This window comes from Streptomyces sp. NPDC006872 (assembly GCF_040635845.1).
GTDB lineage: Bacteria > Actinomycetota > Actinomycetes > Streptomycetales > Streptomycetaceae > Streptomyces.
Map to the genome: position 1 here is coordinate 406587 of NZ_JBEYIL010000005.1, position 14831 is coordinate 421417.

A 14831-nucleotide genomic window follows, 5' to 3' on the forward strand; every position below is an offset into this window, starting at 1 on the left:
CTCGTGGCCACCCCGCCGGGCCTCGTCTCCACCGTCGTCCGGCTGAAGCTGTCGCTGCTGCGGAACGGGCTGCGGCAGTCCGCGGGCCGACGGGCCGCGTATGTCGCCTCCGCCGTCGTCACCCTGCTGTTCGCCGCGTTGCAACTGCTCGGTCTGATCACGTTGCGGGGGAACGACCACGCGATGTCGGTCGTGGTGCTCCTGGTGGCGGTGCTGGGGCTGGGGTGGGCGGTGATGCCGCTGTTCTTCCCCAGCGGTGACGAGACCCTCGACCCGACCCGGCTGGTGATGCTGCCGCTGCGGCCCCAGCCGCTGGTGCGGGCGCTGCTGGCGGCCTCGCTGGTGGGCATCGGGCCGCTGTTCACCCTGCTGATGCTGGTGGGGTCGGTGATCTCCGTGGCGCACGGGGCGGCCGCCTGGGCGGTGGGGGTGCTCGCCGTCGCTCTCGGGCTGCTGATGTGCGTGGCGTTCGCGCGGGCCGTCGCCGCCGCCAACATCCGGCTGCTGAGCAGCCGCAAGGGACGCGATCTGGCGGTGCTGAGCGGGCTCGTCATCGCGGTCGGGGCGCAGGTCGTCAACTTCGGGGTGCAGCGGCTCGGGACGTCCGGGCTGGGCGAGCTCGATCCGGTGGCGGGCGTGCTGCGCTGGGTGCCGCCCGCGTCGGCGGTCGGCGCGGTGGACTCGGTGAGCGAGGGGGCGTACGGGGTCGCCGTCGCCCAACTCGCCGTCAGCGCAGTGGCGTTGGCGCTGGTGGTGGGGGTGTGGGCGCGGACCATGACGCGGCTGATGACCTCGCCGGACGGTTCCACGCTCCAGGCCGCCGAGCCGGCCGCGCGGGACCGGCGGCGCTCGGCGGGCCTGACGCGGCTGCTGCCGGGCGGGCGCACCGGCACCGTGATGGAACGCAGCCTGCGCTATGTCTGGCGCGACCCGAAGACGAAGGCGGCCTGGGTGACCTCGCTGGCCATCGGACTGATCGTGCCCGTCTTCAACGCGCTGCAGGGCACCGGCTCGATCTACTTCGCCTGCTTCGCCGCCGGAATGCTCGGCATCCAGATGTACAACCAGTTCGGGCAGGACACCTCCGCGTTCTGGATGGTCGCGATGACGGTGTCGTCGACCCGGGACGCCTACGACGAGCTGCGGGCGCGGGCGCTGGCCCTGCTGCTGATCACCCTGCCGTACGCGACGCTGGTGACCGCGCTGACGACGGCGCTGCTCGGCGACTGGGCGAAGCTGCCCGAGGCGCTGGGGCTGTCCTTCGCGCTGCTCGGCGCGATGCTGGCGACGGGCGCGTGGACCTCGGCCCGCTTCCCCTACTCGATCCCGCAGGAGGGCTACAAGAACGTGGCCCCCGGTCAGGCCGGTCTCGCCTGGATAGCGGTCTTCGGCGGGATGGTCTCGGCGGCCCTGCTGTGCGCCCCCGTCATCGCGGTGACGATCTGGCTGAACGTCAGCTCGGGCGGGGAAGCGTGGACCTGGCTGCTGCTGCCGGGGGGCGCGGTGTACGGGACGGCGATCACGCTGCTGGGGCTCCGGCTGGCCGCCCCGCGAACGGCGACGCGACTGCCGGAGATCCTGGCGGCGGTGAGCAAGGGGTGACGGCGACCCTCAGGAGGCCCCGGGAGCACTGTGGGAATCTGAGGCGCTGCGGGAATCGGAGGCGCCGTGGGTGTCCGGGGTGCTCTGGGCATCCGGGGTGCTGGGAGTCCCGGGCGTGAGGACGGCCTCCAGGAAGGGTTCGATCGCCGTGCGCCATCCCTCCGGCTGGTCGTAGTGGACGAGGTGGCCGGCGTCGGCGACCTCGGCGTACTCGCCGCGGGGCAGGACGCGGACCATTTCCTGTGCCTCGGCGCGACCGAGCTCACCGTCGAGGCCGCGGACGACCAGGGCGGGGCACCGGACCTGGGTGAGCTCCTCCCAGTGCGCGTCGTAGACCCAGGTCTCGCGGGACTTGAGCATCTGCTCGGGCTCGAAGACGGGACGCCAGCCGTCCGGCGACTCCTGCATCACCTCGGCGTAGAACTCGCCTCGGGAGGGGTTCGGGCGCTCCACCCAGGGGTCGTCCTCGCCGAACCACTTGCGGACCTCGGCGAGGGTGGCGAAGGGGGCGGGCCAGGACTTGAACCAGTCGCCCCACTCGCGCTGCGAGGCCGCGCCGAGCGCGGAGGCCCGCATGTCGCAGACGACCAGGCCGCGCACCAGGTCGGGGCGCCTGGCGGCGAGCTGCCACGCGGTGAGCGCTCCCATGGCGTGGCCGATGAGGACGACCGGGGCGAGGCCGAGCTGTTCGAGGGCCGCTTCCGCGTCCTCGACGTAGGCCTCGCGGGTGAAGGCCGCCTGCGGCGGCTTCTCGCTCTGGCCGTGGCCGCGCTGGTCGAGGGCGACCGCGCGATGTCGCTCGGAGAGCCAGCGGGCGGTGGACGCCCAGTGCGAGGCCCGGCCCATGAGGCCGTGCAGTAACAGGACGCTGGGCCTGCTTCCCTCGCCGCCGTCGGCCGACGGGAGCCCTTTCTCCCCCGGCGACTGCGCCGGAATCATGGGTTCCGGCACGGCCTTCGCCGGGTCGCCCTTGGGCGGGTCGCCGAACTCCCAGGCCGCCAGGCGTACGCCGCCCGCCCCGGTCACGTCGATGCGTCGCGCCATAGGTCCTGGCACCCCCCTAGCCGTCGTACCGCTGCGCTGCCGATGCCTTCGTACCGCCTTCGATCACCCGCAGGCTATCGAATGCCCTTTCGAGAAATGCACTCTCCGCGCACAACACCCCTCGTTCGAGTGACCCCGCTCAAGGAATGATCGGCGCTGCCGAGGGGAGACCTTCAGCGGGGGGCGGACCGCTCGGGGAAACCGGTCCGAGGGAAGTGACCTTGAGAGCTCGGGGCTCCAGGTCACAACAGGGGAGGACAGGCCCCGGTGCCGTACGGCACCGGGGCCTTCCACTGCTCTGCGGCACATCGTCCCGCCCCCTCAGGTCATATGCCTCACGCGACAGCCTGGCACGTGAAGCGGCGGAGCGCTGCGATTCGACACAGGGAACCTTCGATTCGACGACATCGACAGGACGCCACAACTGCCCCGTGCGCCCCGGGAGTTGAACAATGCTCAGAGAATGCTCAGCGCTTGGCGACGAACACGTGGGACGCGACGTCCGACTCCAGCTCGGCGGCCTCGCCGCCGCTGCCGACCAGCACACCGCCCGCCGACTCCGTCACGCTCACCACCGAACCGGGCTGCACGCCCGCGCGGCGCAGCGTGTACATCAGCTGCGCGTCCGTCTGGATCGGCTCGCCGATACGGCGCACGACGACCGTCTTGCCCTCCAGCCCCGGGTCGAGGTCGGCCAACGAGACCATCCCCTCGTCCAGGAACGGGTCGGCGCCGTCCTTCTCGCCCAGCTCCTCCAGGCCCGGGATCGGGTTGCCGTACGGCGACTCGGTCGGGTGCCGCAGCAACTCCAGCACGCGCCGCTCCACGGCCTCGCTCATCACGTGCTCCCAGCGACAGGCCTCCGCGTGCACCTGCTCCCACTCCAGGCCGATCACGTCGACCAGGAGACACTCGGCGAGGCGGTGCTTGCGCATCACGCGCGTGGCGAGCCGACGGCCCTCGTCGGTGAGCTCGAGGTGGCGGTCGCTGGCCACCGAGACCAGGCCGTCGCGTTCCATGCGCGCCACCGTCTGGCTGACCGTCGGCCCGCTCTGGTCGAGGCGCTCGGCGATCCGGGCACGCATGGGGACAACACCTTCCTCCTCCAGCTCGAGGATGGTGCGGAGATACATCTCCGTGGTGTCGATCAGTCCGGACATTCGTGCCCCTCGATTAGCTCTGCCGAAGGCTGGACCGCTCTCCGGCGCGTGCGCTGGCCCTGGACTCAATTCTGCCGGATACCACTGACAAGCGTGCCGCGCCGTTGAAACGAGGCGGTTACATCAGGGGGCGATCGGGGGCGCGCGCCCCGAACGGGCCCCCAGGACGCCTCCGCTCCCCCACCGGCACCGGCGTCACCGGTGTCACCGGCCGTATTGACAGCGCACTGGTCCAGACCGCACGGTGATCCGCGACACGGACACCGGATACGGCAAAGGGGCCCCTCGGATGAGCGACCGCAAGCTCGCCGCCCAGTTCTTCGACGCCGCGATCGCCCTGCTGCAGCGGGCCCGCGACGAGGAGGCCGAGGCCGTCGAGGCCGCCGGCACGCTCCTCGCCGACACCGTGGCGGCGGGCGGCCGCCTCTTCGCCTTCGGCGCCGGCCACTCCTCGCTCGCCGCCCAGGACGTCGTCTACCGCGCGGGCGGCCTCGCCCTGATGAACCTGCTCGCGGTGCCGGGCGTCGTCGGCGTCGACGTCCGGCCCGCCACCCTCGGCTCGGCCCTGGAGCGCGTCGACGGCCTCGCGAGCGCCGTCCTGGACACCTCGCCCCTCCGCGCGGGCGACGCCCTCGTGATCATCTCGCTGTCCGGCCGCAACGCCCTGCCCGTGGAGATGGCCCTGAACGCCCGCGCCCTGGGCGTGCGGGTCATCGGCGTGACGTCGGTGGCCTACGCCTCGGAGACGACGTCCCGGCATGTCTCGGGGACGTTCCTGAAGGACCACTGCGACGTCGTCCTGGACTCGAAGATCGCGGTCGGCGACGCCGAGCTGACCCTGGACACCATCCCCGCGCCGTTCGCCCCCGCATCCACGGTCGTCACCTCGGCCCTGCTCCAGGCCGTCATGGCCACCGCGGCCGGCGTCCTCGCCGAGCGCGACATCGAGCCCCCGCTGCTGCGTTCCGGCAACGTGGACGGCGGCCACGACTGGAACGGACGGATCATGGACGAGTACGGGGACCGGATCTTCTACCGCCACTGAGACCGGCCACTGAGGCTGGCCGCTGGGACCGGCCGCTGAAACGCGCCACGCGCGTGTGTCAGTCTTCGGCGGCCGCCTCGGTCAGGTCCGCCAGGTCCAGGGCGGTCGCTATACGGACGGCGACGTCCTCCGCGTAGGACGCGTCCGAGCGCTCGAAGGACGTACGGCCGCCGCCGCGGAGGAACGTCACGACGCCCAGGGTGCGGCCGCGGCTGCGCAGCACCGCGCACAGGGCGTGCACCGTGTCGTCGGGCCACTGGCGCGCCCGGGCCCACTCCCGCGCCTCGTCGGCCGTCACGGAGCCGACGCCGGCCCGCACGGAGCCGTTGCGCGCCACGCACTGCAGCGCCGGGTGCGTCTCGCCGTAGCGGACGGGCAGCCCCGCGTGTCCGGTGAGCGTGCTGGGGCCCGGCCCGCCCGACGGGGTCGCCGCGACCCGCATCAGCCGCAGCGGCCCGGCCGCCTCCGCGTCGGCCGCCGCCCGGCCCAGCACCCGGTCGACCAGGGCGTGGTCGGCGAACCCGGCGAGCGCGAAGTCGAGGTGGACGGTGGCCGCCTCGGCGGGGTCCTCGCACTCGGCGGCCGCGCGGGCGGCCCGGTGCAGCTGGTTGGCGCGGAAGCGCAGCAGCGAGGCCTCCTGCTCGCCCTGCTTGGCCTCGGTGACGTCCTGGAAGAGCCAGCCGACCCCGAGCGGCACCGGCTCCTCGGCGAGCGGCGAGGCGAGCCGCAGGAAGCCGCTGCGCCAGCAGCGCCGCTTCTCGCCCTCCGGGGTGCGCACCCCGACCCACAGCTCGGCGGGGGCGGGCGGGGCGCCCTCGGCCAGGACGTGCGTCAGCGCGTTCTCCAGCTCCTCGGCGCCCCGGGTGAGCAGTTCGCCCAGCGGACGGCCCAGGACGGCCGTGCGGCCGGTGCCGAGCGCGCGGGCGGCGTGCGCGTTGACGACGGCGGGGCGCAGGTCGGCGTCGACCAGCACGACGCCCCAGGAGGCGTCGTCGAAGAGGGCCTCGCTGAGCGCGATGGAACGCTCCAGGTCGATCTGGGCGTGCACCTCGCTGAAGGCGCAGTACAGCCCGGCGGGCTTGCCGTCCGGACCGCGCACGGCGGCGGACTGGGTGCGGACGAGGACCCGGCCGCCGTCCTTCGTCACCAGCGCGAACTCGTGCACCTGGCGGCCCTGCGCGTGCATGGCGGCCATCAGCCGCCCCTCGATGTCCTCCGCGTCGGCCTCGCGCACCGCCCACCCGGCGAAGCCGTGCCGGCCGACGGCCTCGGCGGCGCTCCAGCCGAGGATGCGCTCGGCCTCGCGGTTCCAGTGGGTGACGACTCCGTCGCCGTCGAAGGCGCACAGGGCCGCGTCCATGCCGTCGAGCAGCGCGGCGAGCAGGTCGGCGCCGTCCGGGCCGACCGGGCCCACGGTCTGCGGGCCGTCGTCGCCCGACCGCTCGGGCTGCTCGGGCTCGTCCGGCCCCAGCTCGTCGGTGGTCCCACTACGCCGGGAAGCACTCACCTGAACCCCCTGCAGGTTCGCTCACTTGCCCTCATTCAACTCGAACGTGACGCAGCCCACATATGGTTCCCGCAAGATTGCAGAGGAATCGTTGTACCAGCGCGCTGGTCACAGCGGGGCAGGAGCCGCAGGTCCGCCCATTCCGCCGCCTCCGTCAAGTTCTCAGAAAAACACTTGAGCCGACGGCGACCACTTCTTAGTGTGGCTAGCACTTCGGAGAGGAGGTGGTTCGGCAGATGGATTCATACCGGACGGAAGAGGTGGCTGCGGGCTAGTGGCCCGTCACCACATCTAGTGCGGTGCCGGACCAGCGTGTGCGAGACGCACGCAGCCGGCCAAACCAACGCAGTCACCCGACCCGCGAGTCGCCGGTACGTCCGGCCGGCCCCCTCCTCCGGGAGGACCCGACTCGCGGGTCGTCTGCTTTTCGCAAGCAGTACGCTGGGTCCATGCTTTCGCTCGTTCGACGCCGCCACGTGGACTACGTCCGCGTCACGAGCATGGGCTGTCGACGCTCCAGCGCTGTCTGAGCCCCGTCCAGCCCTCCTTCGCGGTCACCACCGCCTGCGGTCCCCTCCTCTGCCCACTTGGCACCCGTGCGCCGTCCCACCCACAGTGGCGGCCGGGCCCCGTACACCCTGCGGACACACCATGACGAACTTGACGAACCTGTCGGCGAACCCGTCAGCGAACCCGTCGTACCAGCAGCTGCCGATCATCGATCTCTCCGCCGCCGACCGCGGGCCCCAGGCGCGGGCGCTGCTGCACGCGCAGTTGCACAGTGCCGCGCATGACGTGGGGTTCTTCCAGCTGGTCGGGCATGGGGTCGGCGAGCGGGAGACCGGTGATCTGCTGGCCGCCATGCGGGCCTTCTTCGCTCTGCCGGAGGCCGAGCGGCTCGCGATCGACAACGTGAACTCGCCGCACTTCCGCGGGTACACGCGGACCGGCGACGAGCGGACCGGTGGGCGGCAGGACTGGCGGGACCAGCTGGACATCGGGGCGGAGCGGGCCGCGCGGATACCGGGGCCGGGCGAGCCCGCGTACTGGTGGCTGGAGGGGCCCAACCAGTGGCCCGCGGGGCTCCCTGAGCTGCGGAGCGCCGCCCTCGCGTGGATCGAGCGGCTGAGCGCCGTCGCGGAGCGGCTGCTGCACGAGCTGCTCACCGCGATCGGGGCGCCCGTCGACTTCTACGACGCGGTCTTCGGCGAGCGCGCGCATCCGCATCTGAAGCTCGTGCGGTATCCGGGGAGCGCGGGCGACGGAGCCGGTCAGGGGGTGGGGGCGCACAAGGACTACGGGTTCCTGACGCTGCTGCTCCAGGACCGGGTCGGCGGGCTGCAGGTGCAGCGCGAGGACGGGCTGTTCCATGACGTTCCGCCGTTGGACGGGGCTTTCGTGGTCAACCTGGGCGAGCTGCTGGAGGTGGCGACCAACGGGTATCTCGTCGCCACCAACCACCGGGTCGTGTCCCCGCCGAGCGCCGTCGAGCGGTTCTCCGTGCCGTTCTTCTACAACCCCCGGCTGGACGCCCGTGTCGAGCCGCTGCCCTTCCCGCACGCCTCCGCCGCACCCGGCGTGACCGACGACCCGGCCAACCCCCTCTTCGCCGAGTACGGCTTCAACGAGCTGAAGGGCAAGCTGCGCGCCCACCCGCTGGTGGCCGAGCGGCATCACGCGGAGCTGCTCAGTCCCGCGTGAAGCCGTCCTGATGCCGGGGGGCGCCGCGCTCAGTCCCTGATGTCCGCGTAGCCCTCGATCTCGCGCGGGTCGCGGGTGCCCGGGCCGATGTAGCGGGCGGACGGGCGGACCAGGCGGCCGGTGCGCTTCTGCTCCAGGATGTGCGCCGACCAGCCCGCCGTGCGGGCGCAGGTGAACATCGAGGTGAACATGTGCGCCGGGACCTCGGCGAAGTCCAGGACGATGGCCGCCCAGAACTCGACGTTCGTCGCCAGGACCCGGTCCGGGCGGCGGGCGTGGAGCTCGGCGAGGGCCGCCTTCTCCAGGGCCTCGGCCACCTCGAAGCGCGGTGCGCCCAGCTCGCGGGCCGTACGGCGCAGCACGCGCGCGCGTGGGTCCTCGGCGCGGTAGACGCGGTGGCCGAAGCCCATGAGGCGCTCGCCCTTGTCGAGGGCCTGCCGGACGTAGGCGTCCGCGTCCCCGGTCCGTTCGATCTCCTCGATCATGCCGAGGACGCGGGAGGGCGCGCCGCCGTGCAGCGGGCCGGACATGGCTCCCACGGCGCCGGAGAGGGCGGCGGCGACGTCGGCGCCGGTGGAGGCGATGACGCGGGCGGTGAAGGTGGACGCGTTCATGCCGTGTTCGGCCGCACTCGTCCAGTAGGCGTCGACGGCGGCCACGTGCTTGGGGTCGGGCTCGCCGCGCCAGCGGATCATGAACCGTTCGACGACGGACCTGGCCTTGTCGATCTCCCGCTGCGGGACCATCGGCGTGCCCTGGCCGCGCGCGGACTGGGCGACGTAGGAGAGGGCCATGACGGCGGCGCGGGCGAGGTCCTCGCGGGCCTGCTCGGCATCGATGTCGAGGAGCGGCTTGAGGCCCCAGACGGGGGCGAGCATGGCGAGCGCGGACTGCACGTCGACGCGGATGTCGCCGGAGTGGACGGGGATCGGGAACGGTTCGGCGGGCGGCAGGCCGGGGTTGAAGGCGCCGTCGACGAGCAGCCCCCAGACGTTGCCGAAGGAGACGTGGCCGACCAGGTCCTCGATGTCGACGCCCCGGTATCGCAGGGCGCCGCCTTCCTTGTCCGGTTCGGCGATCTCCGTCTCGAACGCGACGACTCCTTCGAGTCCGGGTACGAAGTCGGACATCAGGCGGCTCCTCGTGATGTGTGCGACAGATGACACCGGCGGTTCCACGGCCTCGGGGGAAGGCTCGCGGTCCTGGGCGGTCATCCCAGTGATGCCCCGTGCGGCCGACGGTCACCCAGCCGGGATGAACCGGGATGGCACTTGCACCATATCTCCGAGTGCCACCTTTGGGGAGTGGTCGCGGCACTCAGTGCCACCTTTCGTGGGGTGATCTGCGTCGGCGGGCCATACGGCAAGATGACTGCGTGACCGACGCAGACGCCGTCTCCCCCGGCCCCGTCCCCGACCCCGCCGCCATGCGCAAGCAGTACCGGGCCGAGGGTCTCGCCGAGGCCGAGCTCGCCGCCACGCCCGTGGAGCAGTTCGCCCGCTGGTTCAAGGACGCGGCCGTCGAGGCCCATCTCTTCGAGCCGAACGCCATGGTCGTCTCCACCGCGGACGCCGAGGGCCGGCCCAGCTCCCGCACGGTGCTGCTGAAGCAGTTCGACGAGCGGGGGTTCGTCTTCTACACCAACTACGACTCCCGCAAGGCCCGCGACCTCGCCGCGAACCCGTACGTCTCGCTGCTCTTCCCGTGGCATCCGATGGCCCGGCAGGTCATCGTGCGGGGCGTGGCCCGGCGCACCGGACGCGACGAGACCGCCGCGTACTTCCGGACCCGGCCGCACGGCTCGCAGCTCGGCGCGTGGGCCAGCGCCCAGTCCTCGGTGATCGCCACCCGCGCCGATCTCGACGCCTCCTACGCCGAGCTGGCGGCCCGCTACCCGGAGGGCGAGCAGGTGCCGGTGCCGCCGCACTGGGGCGGTTTCCGGGTGGCCCCGCAGTCGGTGGAGTTCTGGCAGGGCCGTCTGAACCGGCTGCACGACCGGCTGCGGTACGCGGCGGAGCCGGACGGCAGCTGGCGAGTGGAGCGGCTCAGTCCGTGACGGGCCGAGCAACCGAGCGGTTCAGATCTTGCCCGGGAGGAACGCCGTGCGATGGCCCGGCAGGAACCCCGCCACCCGGGCGCGGAACTCCTTGCTGAGCCAGGGCCAGTTCCAGAACTCGAAGCCGAGGTGGGCGAAGGCCAGGTGGTCGTCGGACCAGTTCCAGGCCTCCAGCGGGACGGTCTCGGCGCAGGCGGGGCACGCGACGTCGGCCTTGCCGGTCTCGTGCCACCGGGTGGTCGCGTCGGAGAAGAGCGACGGCTCGTCGACGGCGGTCCCGCAGCGCGGGCAGCTGCCCGTGGGCGAGTCGCCGGCGTTGTAGTTGCTCCAGAAGATGTGGCGCTCGGTGTACACGGCGACGCCCTCCGGGGCGCCCCAGCGGGCGTCCTCCACCGCCTTGTGCCAGTGCGGGCCGGGCGGGTGGGCCGGATGGTCGCTCAGGGCCCAGCCCGGTTCCGCCCCGGCGAGGACGATGCCCTCGGCGACGAGCCAGTCCACCACGGGCCGCGCGAGACGCGGCGCGTCCTCGGGGGTCGCGTCGCGGTCGACGATCGTCTGGAATGTGTCTCCCATGCCGCAACCGTAGGTCCCGGCACTGACAACGCCCTCAGCCCGGCTGCTCGTCGAGCTTCTCCGCCAGCAGTCCCGCCCACTGGGCCACCACCCGGTCCCGCCGCCCGCCGTCGTCGGTGAGGAGGTTGGCGAGGCCCAGGCCGCGGGCCATGTCCAGCAGGCCCTGGACCGTTTCGCGGACGCCGGGCACGGATTCGTCGGCGTCGAGGAGCTCGACGGCTATCCGGTGGGTCTCGCGGCCGACGCGGGCCTCCAGCTCCGTCACGCGCGGGCGCAGTTGCTCCTCGTTGGAGGCGGCGACCCAGAGGTGGAGGGCGGCGCGGAACAGCGGGCCGGTGTAGAGGTCTACGAGGGCGGTGACGACCGCGCGCCGGTCGCCCGTCGCCCCCTGCGGGAAGAGGTCGCGCAGGGCTGTCGAGCGTTCCTCGGCGACGTACTCGACGGCCGCGGTGAACAGGTCCTCGCGGGTGGGGAAGTGGTGCTGGGCGGCGCCGCGGGAGACGCCCGCGCGTTCGGCGACGACGGAGACCGTGGAGCCCGCCCAGCCGTGTTCGGCGAGGCAGGCCACGGCGGCCGCCAGGAGCCGCTGCCGGGTGGCCCGGCTGCGGTCCTGCTTGGGGGCGCGGTCGCGGTCGACTGCGCTCACAGCACCCATGCGGGATCCCGTCGTTCGAGGAAGGCCGTCATCCCCTCGCGGGCCTGCGGGGAGGCGAACAGCCGGGCCGAGAGCGCGGTGAGGTCGGCCGCGTCCCGGTCGAAGGTCTCCAGCACCCTAGCCGTGAGCAGCCGTTTCGTCTCGGCCAGCCCCTGGGGCGCGGATCTGCGCAGCCCGTCGAGGACGGGTTCGAGGACGGCGTCGACGTCGTCCCCCGCCGCGGTGAGCAGGCCGGTGCGGGCGGCCTCGGGGGCGTCGAAGCGCTCGCCGGTGAGGTAGTACCGGGAGAGGGCGCGGGGGTCGGTGCGCGGCAGCAGCGGCAGGGAGATCACCGCCGGCGCCACGCCGATGCGGACCTCGGTGAACGCGAAGGTGGACGTGGTGGAGGCGGCGGCGATGTCGCAGGCGGCCAGCAGGCCCAGGCCGCCGGCCCGCACGTGTCCGGCGACCCGGGCGACGACCGGCTTGGGCAGTTCCACGAGCTGCCGCAGCAGGCCGACGAACGCCTCCGGGTCGGGTGGGTCGCGCAGGTCGGCGCCCGCGCAGAAGGTGGTGCCGGTGTGGGTGAGGACGACGGCCCGGACCTCGGGATCCTCGCCGCACTCGGTGAGCGCGTCGGCCAGGTCGCCGACGAGGGCCGCCGACAGGGCGTTGCGGGTGTCGGGCGAGTCGAGGCTGAGCGTCTCGACCCCGCGTTCCCGGGTCCGTCCGATCACGGTCGTGTGCGCCGTGCCCGTCGTGTGCGTCATGTGCGCTCCCTCAGGCTGCGGCGCAGGATCTTCCCGCTGGCCGCGCGCGGTACGGCGTCGATGAAGGTGACCTCGCGGACGCGCTTGTAGGGCGCGACGCGTTCGGCGACGTACATCGCGATCTCTCCTTCGGAGAGATGGGGTGCGGCGGGCTGGCGGACCACGTACGCGTGCGGGACTTCGTTGCCGTCGTCGTTGTAGACACCGATGACGGCCGCGTCCGCTATCCCGGGGTGGGTGAGCAGCAGGGCTTCCAGTTCGGCCGGGGCCACCTGGAAGCCCTTGTACTTGATGAGTTCCTTGACGCGGTCGACGACGAACAGCCAGCCGCCCTCGTCGACCCGCCCGACGTCGCCGGTGTGCAGCCAGCCGGCTCCGTCGATCATGTCGGCGGTGGCGTCGGGGCGCCCCAGGTAGCCCTTCATGATCTGCGGCCCCCGGATGAGGATCTCGCCGGCCTCGCCGACCTCGAGGTCCTTGTCGGGGTCGTCGAGGGACACGATCCGCATCTCGGTGCCCGCGATGAGCTTGCCGACGGTGCCGGCGGGGGCCTCGCGCATGGCGTCGAGCGGGACGACGTGCGTGCCCGGGGACAGTTCCGTCATGCCGTAGGCCTGGCCGACGGGCGGCAGCTTCAGGCGCTTCGCGCAGGCCGCGGCGAGTTCGGCGTCCAGCGGGGCGGCCGCGCTGATGACGTACTGGAGGGACGACAGGTCGTAGAGGGCGACCGCCGGGTGTTTGGCGAGGGCGAGGACGATCGGCGGGGCCACGTACAGGCCGGTGATGCGGTGGTTCTGGATGGCCGCGAGGAACGTCTCCAGGTCGAAGCGGGGCAGTACGACGACCGTGGCGCCCTGCCGCAGCGGCGCGTTCATCAGCGCGGTCAGGCCGTAGATGTGGAAGAAGGGCAGCACGGCGAGGATCCGGTCGCCGGGGCCCGCCCGCATCACCGACCGGAGCTGGTCGAGGTTGGTGGCGATCTGCCGGTGGGTGAGCATCACGCCCTTGGGCACGCCGGTGGTGCCGGAGGAGTACGGCAGGGCGGCCACATCGGCCACCGGGTCGATGTCCACCTGGGGCTCGGGGGCCGCCGAGGCGAGCATGTCGATCAGCGAGCGGTGCCCGGGCGCGCTGTCGCAGACGAAGATCTCCTCGATGCCGCCCGCGAGTTCGGCGGCCCGCCGGGCCGTCTGGAGCAGCGGGGAGACGGTGACGATCCAGCGGGCGGCCGAGTCGTCGAGCTGCTTGGCGAACTCCTCGGGCGTGGCCAGCGGGTGCACGGTGGTGACGGTGGCCCCCGCGCGCGTGGCCGCGTAGAACGCGATCGGGAACGCCACGGTGTTGGGGCTGTGCAGGGCCAGGACGTCGCCCTTGCGGACCCCGGCCTCGGCGAGCGCGGCGGCCACGCTCCGGTGGAACCGGTCCACCTGGTCGTACGTGAGGGTGGTGCCGTCCGTGCCGTCGATGAGCGCGGGCAGCTCGCCGAACTCCGCGGCGCGGCCCAGCACGGCCTCGTGGATGGGGAGTTCGACTGGCGGGACGTCTGCGTACTCGCTGCGGAACATCGTTCCTCCAAGGCGGATCAGTACGACTTGGGCAGGCCCAGGGTCTGGTGGGAGACGTAGTTCAGAATCATCTCCCGACTCACCGGGGCGATACGAGCCACGCGCGACGCCGTGATCAGCTTGGCGATCCCGAACTCTGTCGTGAGGCCGTTGCCGCCGAGGGTCTGGACGGACTGGTCGACGGCCTTCACACAGGCCTCCCCCGCCGCGTACTTCGCCATGTTGGCGGCCTCGCCCGCGCCCGTGTCGTCCCCCGCGTCGTACAGGTGGGCCGCCTTCTGCATCATCAGGCGGGCCAGTTCGAGCTCGATGTGCGCCTGTGCGAGGGGGTGCGCGATGGCCTGGTGGGCGCCGATCGGGGTCTTCCAGACGGTGCGGTCGCGGGCGTACTCGACCGCGCGGGACAGCGCGTAACGGCCCATGCCGATCGCGAACGCGGCCGTCATGATCCGCTCGGGGTTCAGGCCGGCGAACAGTTGGAGCAGACCCGCGTCCTCGTCCCCGACGAGCGCCTGCGGCGGGAGCCGTACGTCGTCCAGGACCAGCTCGAACTGCTTCTCCGCGCCGTGCAGTTCCATGTCGATCCGGTGGCGGGTGAACCCGGGCGCATCGCGCGGGACGATGAAGAGGCTGGGCCTGAGGCTGCCCGTGCGGGCGTCTTCCGTACGGCCGACGACGAGGGTCGCGTCCGCGATGTCCACGCCGGAGACGAAGACCTTGCGGCCGGTCAGCAGCCAGTCGCCACTGGCGCTGTCGCGGCGGGCGGTGGTGGTGATGCGGTGGCTGTTGGAGCCTGCGTCGGGCTCCGTGATGCCGAAGGCCATGAGACGGCTGCCGTCGGCGAGCGCGGGGAGCCACTCCTGCTTCTGGGCTTCGGTGCCGAAGCGGCTGATCACCGTGCCGCAGATCGCCGGGGAGACGATCATCATGAGGAGGGGGTTGCCCGCGGCGCCGAGCTCTTCGAGGACGAGGCAGAGTTCGGTGATGCCGCCGCCTCCTCCTCCGTAGGCCTCCGGGAGGTTGACGCCGATGTAGCCGAGTTTGGCGGCTTCCTGCCAGAGGCCCTCGGTGTCCGTGTGGCTCTTGGCGAAGGAGGAGACCGCTTCGCGCAGGGCCTTGTGCTCGTCGGATTCGATGAGGGTGGTCATGGTGCTCCTTCGGCTGCCGGTTCGTT

At 72.4% G+C, this 14831-nt stretch carries 13 protein-coding genes; 4 read left to right on the forward strand and 9 right to left on the reverse strand.

Translation table 11 applies throughout. The features are described from left to right. Positions 1-3: 3 nt before the first annotated feature. Positions 4-1602, forward strand: a complete 1599-nt coding sequence (locus ABZ725_RS17670) for a transporter (protein ID WP_358803758.1) — start codon at positions 4-6, stop codon at positions 1600-1602. Positions 1603-1611: 9 nt separating this feature from the next. Here the strand turns inward: ABZ725_RS17670 and ABZ725_RS17675 are convergent, their stop codons facing one another. After that, positions 1612-2646 carry an alpha/beta hydrolase gene (locus ABZ725_RS17675; RefSeq protein ID WP_358803549.1) on the reverse strand — a complete coding sequence of 345 codons (1035 nt, stop codon included), beginning with the start codon at positions 2644-2646 and terminating at the stop codon, positions 1612-1614. A gap of 467 nt (positions 2647-3113) precedes the next feature. After that, positions 3114-3806: a metal-dependent transcriptional regulator gene (locus ABZ725_RS17680; RefSeq protein WP_020130217.1), complete on the reverse strand. Its 693-nt coding sequence runs from the start codon at positions 3804-3806 to the stop codon at positions 3114-3116. A 289-nt stretch (positions 3807-4095) separates the two neighbouring features. Between ABZ725_RS17680 and ABZ725_RS17685 the strand changes: the two genes are divergently transcribed. Beyond that, entirely contained in the window at positions 4096-4851 is a 756-nt protein-coding gene (locus ABZ725_RS17685; RefSeq protein ID WP_358803550.1) for an SIS domain-containing protein, read from the forward strand. A 58-nt stretch (positions 4852-4909) separates the two neighbouring features. Here ABZ725_RS17685 and ABZ725_RS17690 read toward each other — a convergent pair whose 3' ends face one another. Next, complete coding sequence (locus ABZ725_RS17690; RefSeq protein ID WP_358803551.1) at positions 4910-6358, reverse strand: PAS domain-containing protein; 1449 nt, start codon at positions 6356-6358, stop codon at positions 4910-4912. Between the two features lie 651 nt (positions 6359-7009). Between ABZ725_RS17690 and ABZ725_RS17695 the strand changes: the two genes are divergently transcribed. Next, positions 7010-8059, forward strand: coding sequence for a 2-oxoglutarate and iron-dependent oxygenase domain-containing protein (locus tag ABZ725_RS17695; RefSeq protein ID WP_358803552.1), 1050 nt, complete (start codon positions 7010-7012; stop codon positions 8057-8059). A gap of 29 nt (positions 8060-8088) precedes the next feature. On the opposite strand, the gene ABZ725_RS17700 is transcribed toward ABZ725_RS17695, so the two are convergent. Continuing rightward, positions 8089-9189, reverse strand: a complete 1101-nt coding sequence (locus ABZ725_RS17700; protein WP_351904643.1) for a citrate synthase 2 — start codon at positions 9187-9189, stop codon at positions 8089-8091. Positions 9190-9434: 245 nt separating this feature from the next. Between ABZ725_RS17700 and pdxH the strand changes: the two genes are divergently transcribed. Further along, positions 9435-10115, forward strand: coding sequence for a pyridoxamine 5'-phosphate oxidase (gene pdxH / locus ABZ725_RS17705; RefSeq protein ID WP_358803553.1), 681 nt, complete (start codon positions 9435-9437; stop codon positions 10113-10115). Between the two features lie 21 nt (positions 10116-10136). On the opposite strand, the gene ABZ725_RS17710 is transcribed toward pdxH, so the two are convergent. The 5 genes from ABZ725_RS17710 to ABZ725_RS17730 are packed head-to-tail and all read right to left on the reverse strand — an operon-like array spanning position 10137 to position 14805. Continuing rightward, positions 10137-10688 carry a hypothetical protein gene (locus ABZ725_RS17710; protein ID WP_358803554.1) on the reverse strand — a complete coding sequence of 184 codons (552 nt, stop codon included), beginning with the start codon at positions 10686-10688 and terminating at the stop codon, positions 10137-10139. Between the two features lie 34 nt (positions 10689-10722). Beyond that, on the reverse strand, positions 10723-11343 hold the full coding sequence (locus tag ABZ725_RS17715; RefSeq protein WP_351904634.1) for a TetR/AcrR family transcriptional regulator: 621 nt from the start codon (positions 11341-11343) through the stop codon (positions 10723-10725). Beyond that, positions 11331-12092, reverse strand: coding sequence for an enoyl-CoA hydratase family protein (locus ABZ725_RS17720; protein WP_358803555.1), 762 nt, complete (start codon positions 12090-12092; stop codon positions 11331-11333). The genes ABZ725_RS17715 and ABZ725_RS17720 overlap by 13 nt, the downstream gene beginning before the upstream one ends. After that, positions 12089-13657 carry a 4-coumarate--CoA ligase family protein gene (locus ABZ725_RS17725; RefSeq protein WP_358803556.1) on the reverse strand — a complete coding sequence of 523 codons (1569 nt, stop codon included), beginning with the start codon at positions 13655-13657 and terminating at the stop codon, positions 12089-12091. Before ABZ725_RS17725 ends, ABZ725_RS17720 begins: the two co-directional genes overlap by 4 nt. Positions 13658-13674: 17 nt before the next feature. Further along, positions 13675-14805 carry an acyl-CoA dehydrogenase family protein gene (locus tag ABZ725_RS17730; RefSeq protein WP_358803557.1) on the reverse strand — a complete coding sequence of 377 codons (1131 nt, stop codon included), beginning with the start codon at positions 14803-14805 and terminating at the stop codon, positions 13675-13677. Positions 14806-14831 lie beyond the last annotated feature (26 nt).

Coding starts and splice junctions, on each gene's coding strand:
- ABZ725_RS17675 (WP_358803549.1), bottom strand. CDS start 2,646: ATGGCGCGACGCATCGACGTGACCGGGGCGGGCGGCGTACGCCTGGCG.
- ABZ725_RS17680 (WP_020130217.1), bottom strand. CDS start 3,806: ATGTCCGGACTGATCGACACCACGGAGATGTATCTCCGCACCATCCTC.
- ABZ725_RS17685 (WP_358803550.1), top strand. CDS start 4,096: ATGAGCGACCGCAAGCTCGCCGCCCAGTTCTTCGACGCCGCGATCGCC.
- ABZ725_RS17695 (WP_358803552.1), top strand. CDS start 7,010: ATGACGAACTTGACGAACCTGTCGGCGAACCCGTCAGCGAACCCGTCG.
- ABZ725_RS17700 (WP_351904643.1), bottom strand. CDS start 9,189: ATGTCCGACTTCGTACCCGGACTCGAAGGAGTCGTCGCGTTCGAGACG.
- ABZ725_RS17710 (WP_358803554.1), bottom strand. CDS start 10,688: ATGGGAGACACATTCCAGACGATCGTCGACCGCGACGCGACCCCCGAG.
- ABZ725_RS17715 (WP_351904634.1), bottom strand. CDS start 11,343: ATGGGTGCTGTGAGCGCAGTCGACCGCGACCGCGCCCCCAAGCAGGAC.
- ABZ725_RS17720 (WP_358803555.1), bottom strand. CDS start 12,092: ATGACGCACACGACGGGCACGGCGCACACGACCGTGATCGGACGGACC.
- ABZ725_RS17725 (WP_358803556.1), bottom strand. CDS start 13,657: ATGTTCCGCAGCGAGTACGCAGACGTCCCGCCAGTCGAACTCCCCATC.
- ABZ725_RS17730 (WP_358803557.1), bottom strand. CDS start 14,805: ATGACCACCCTCATCGAATCCGACGAGCACAAGGCCCTGCGCGAAGCG.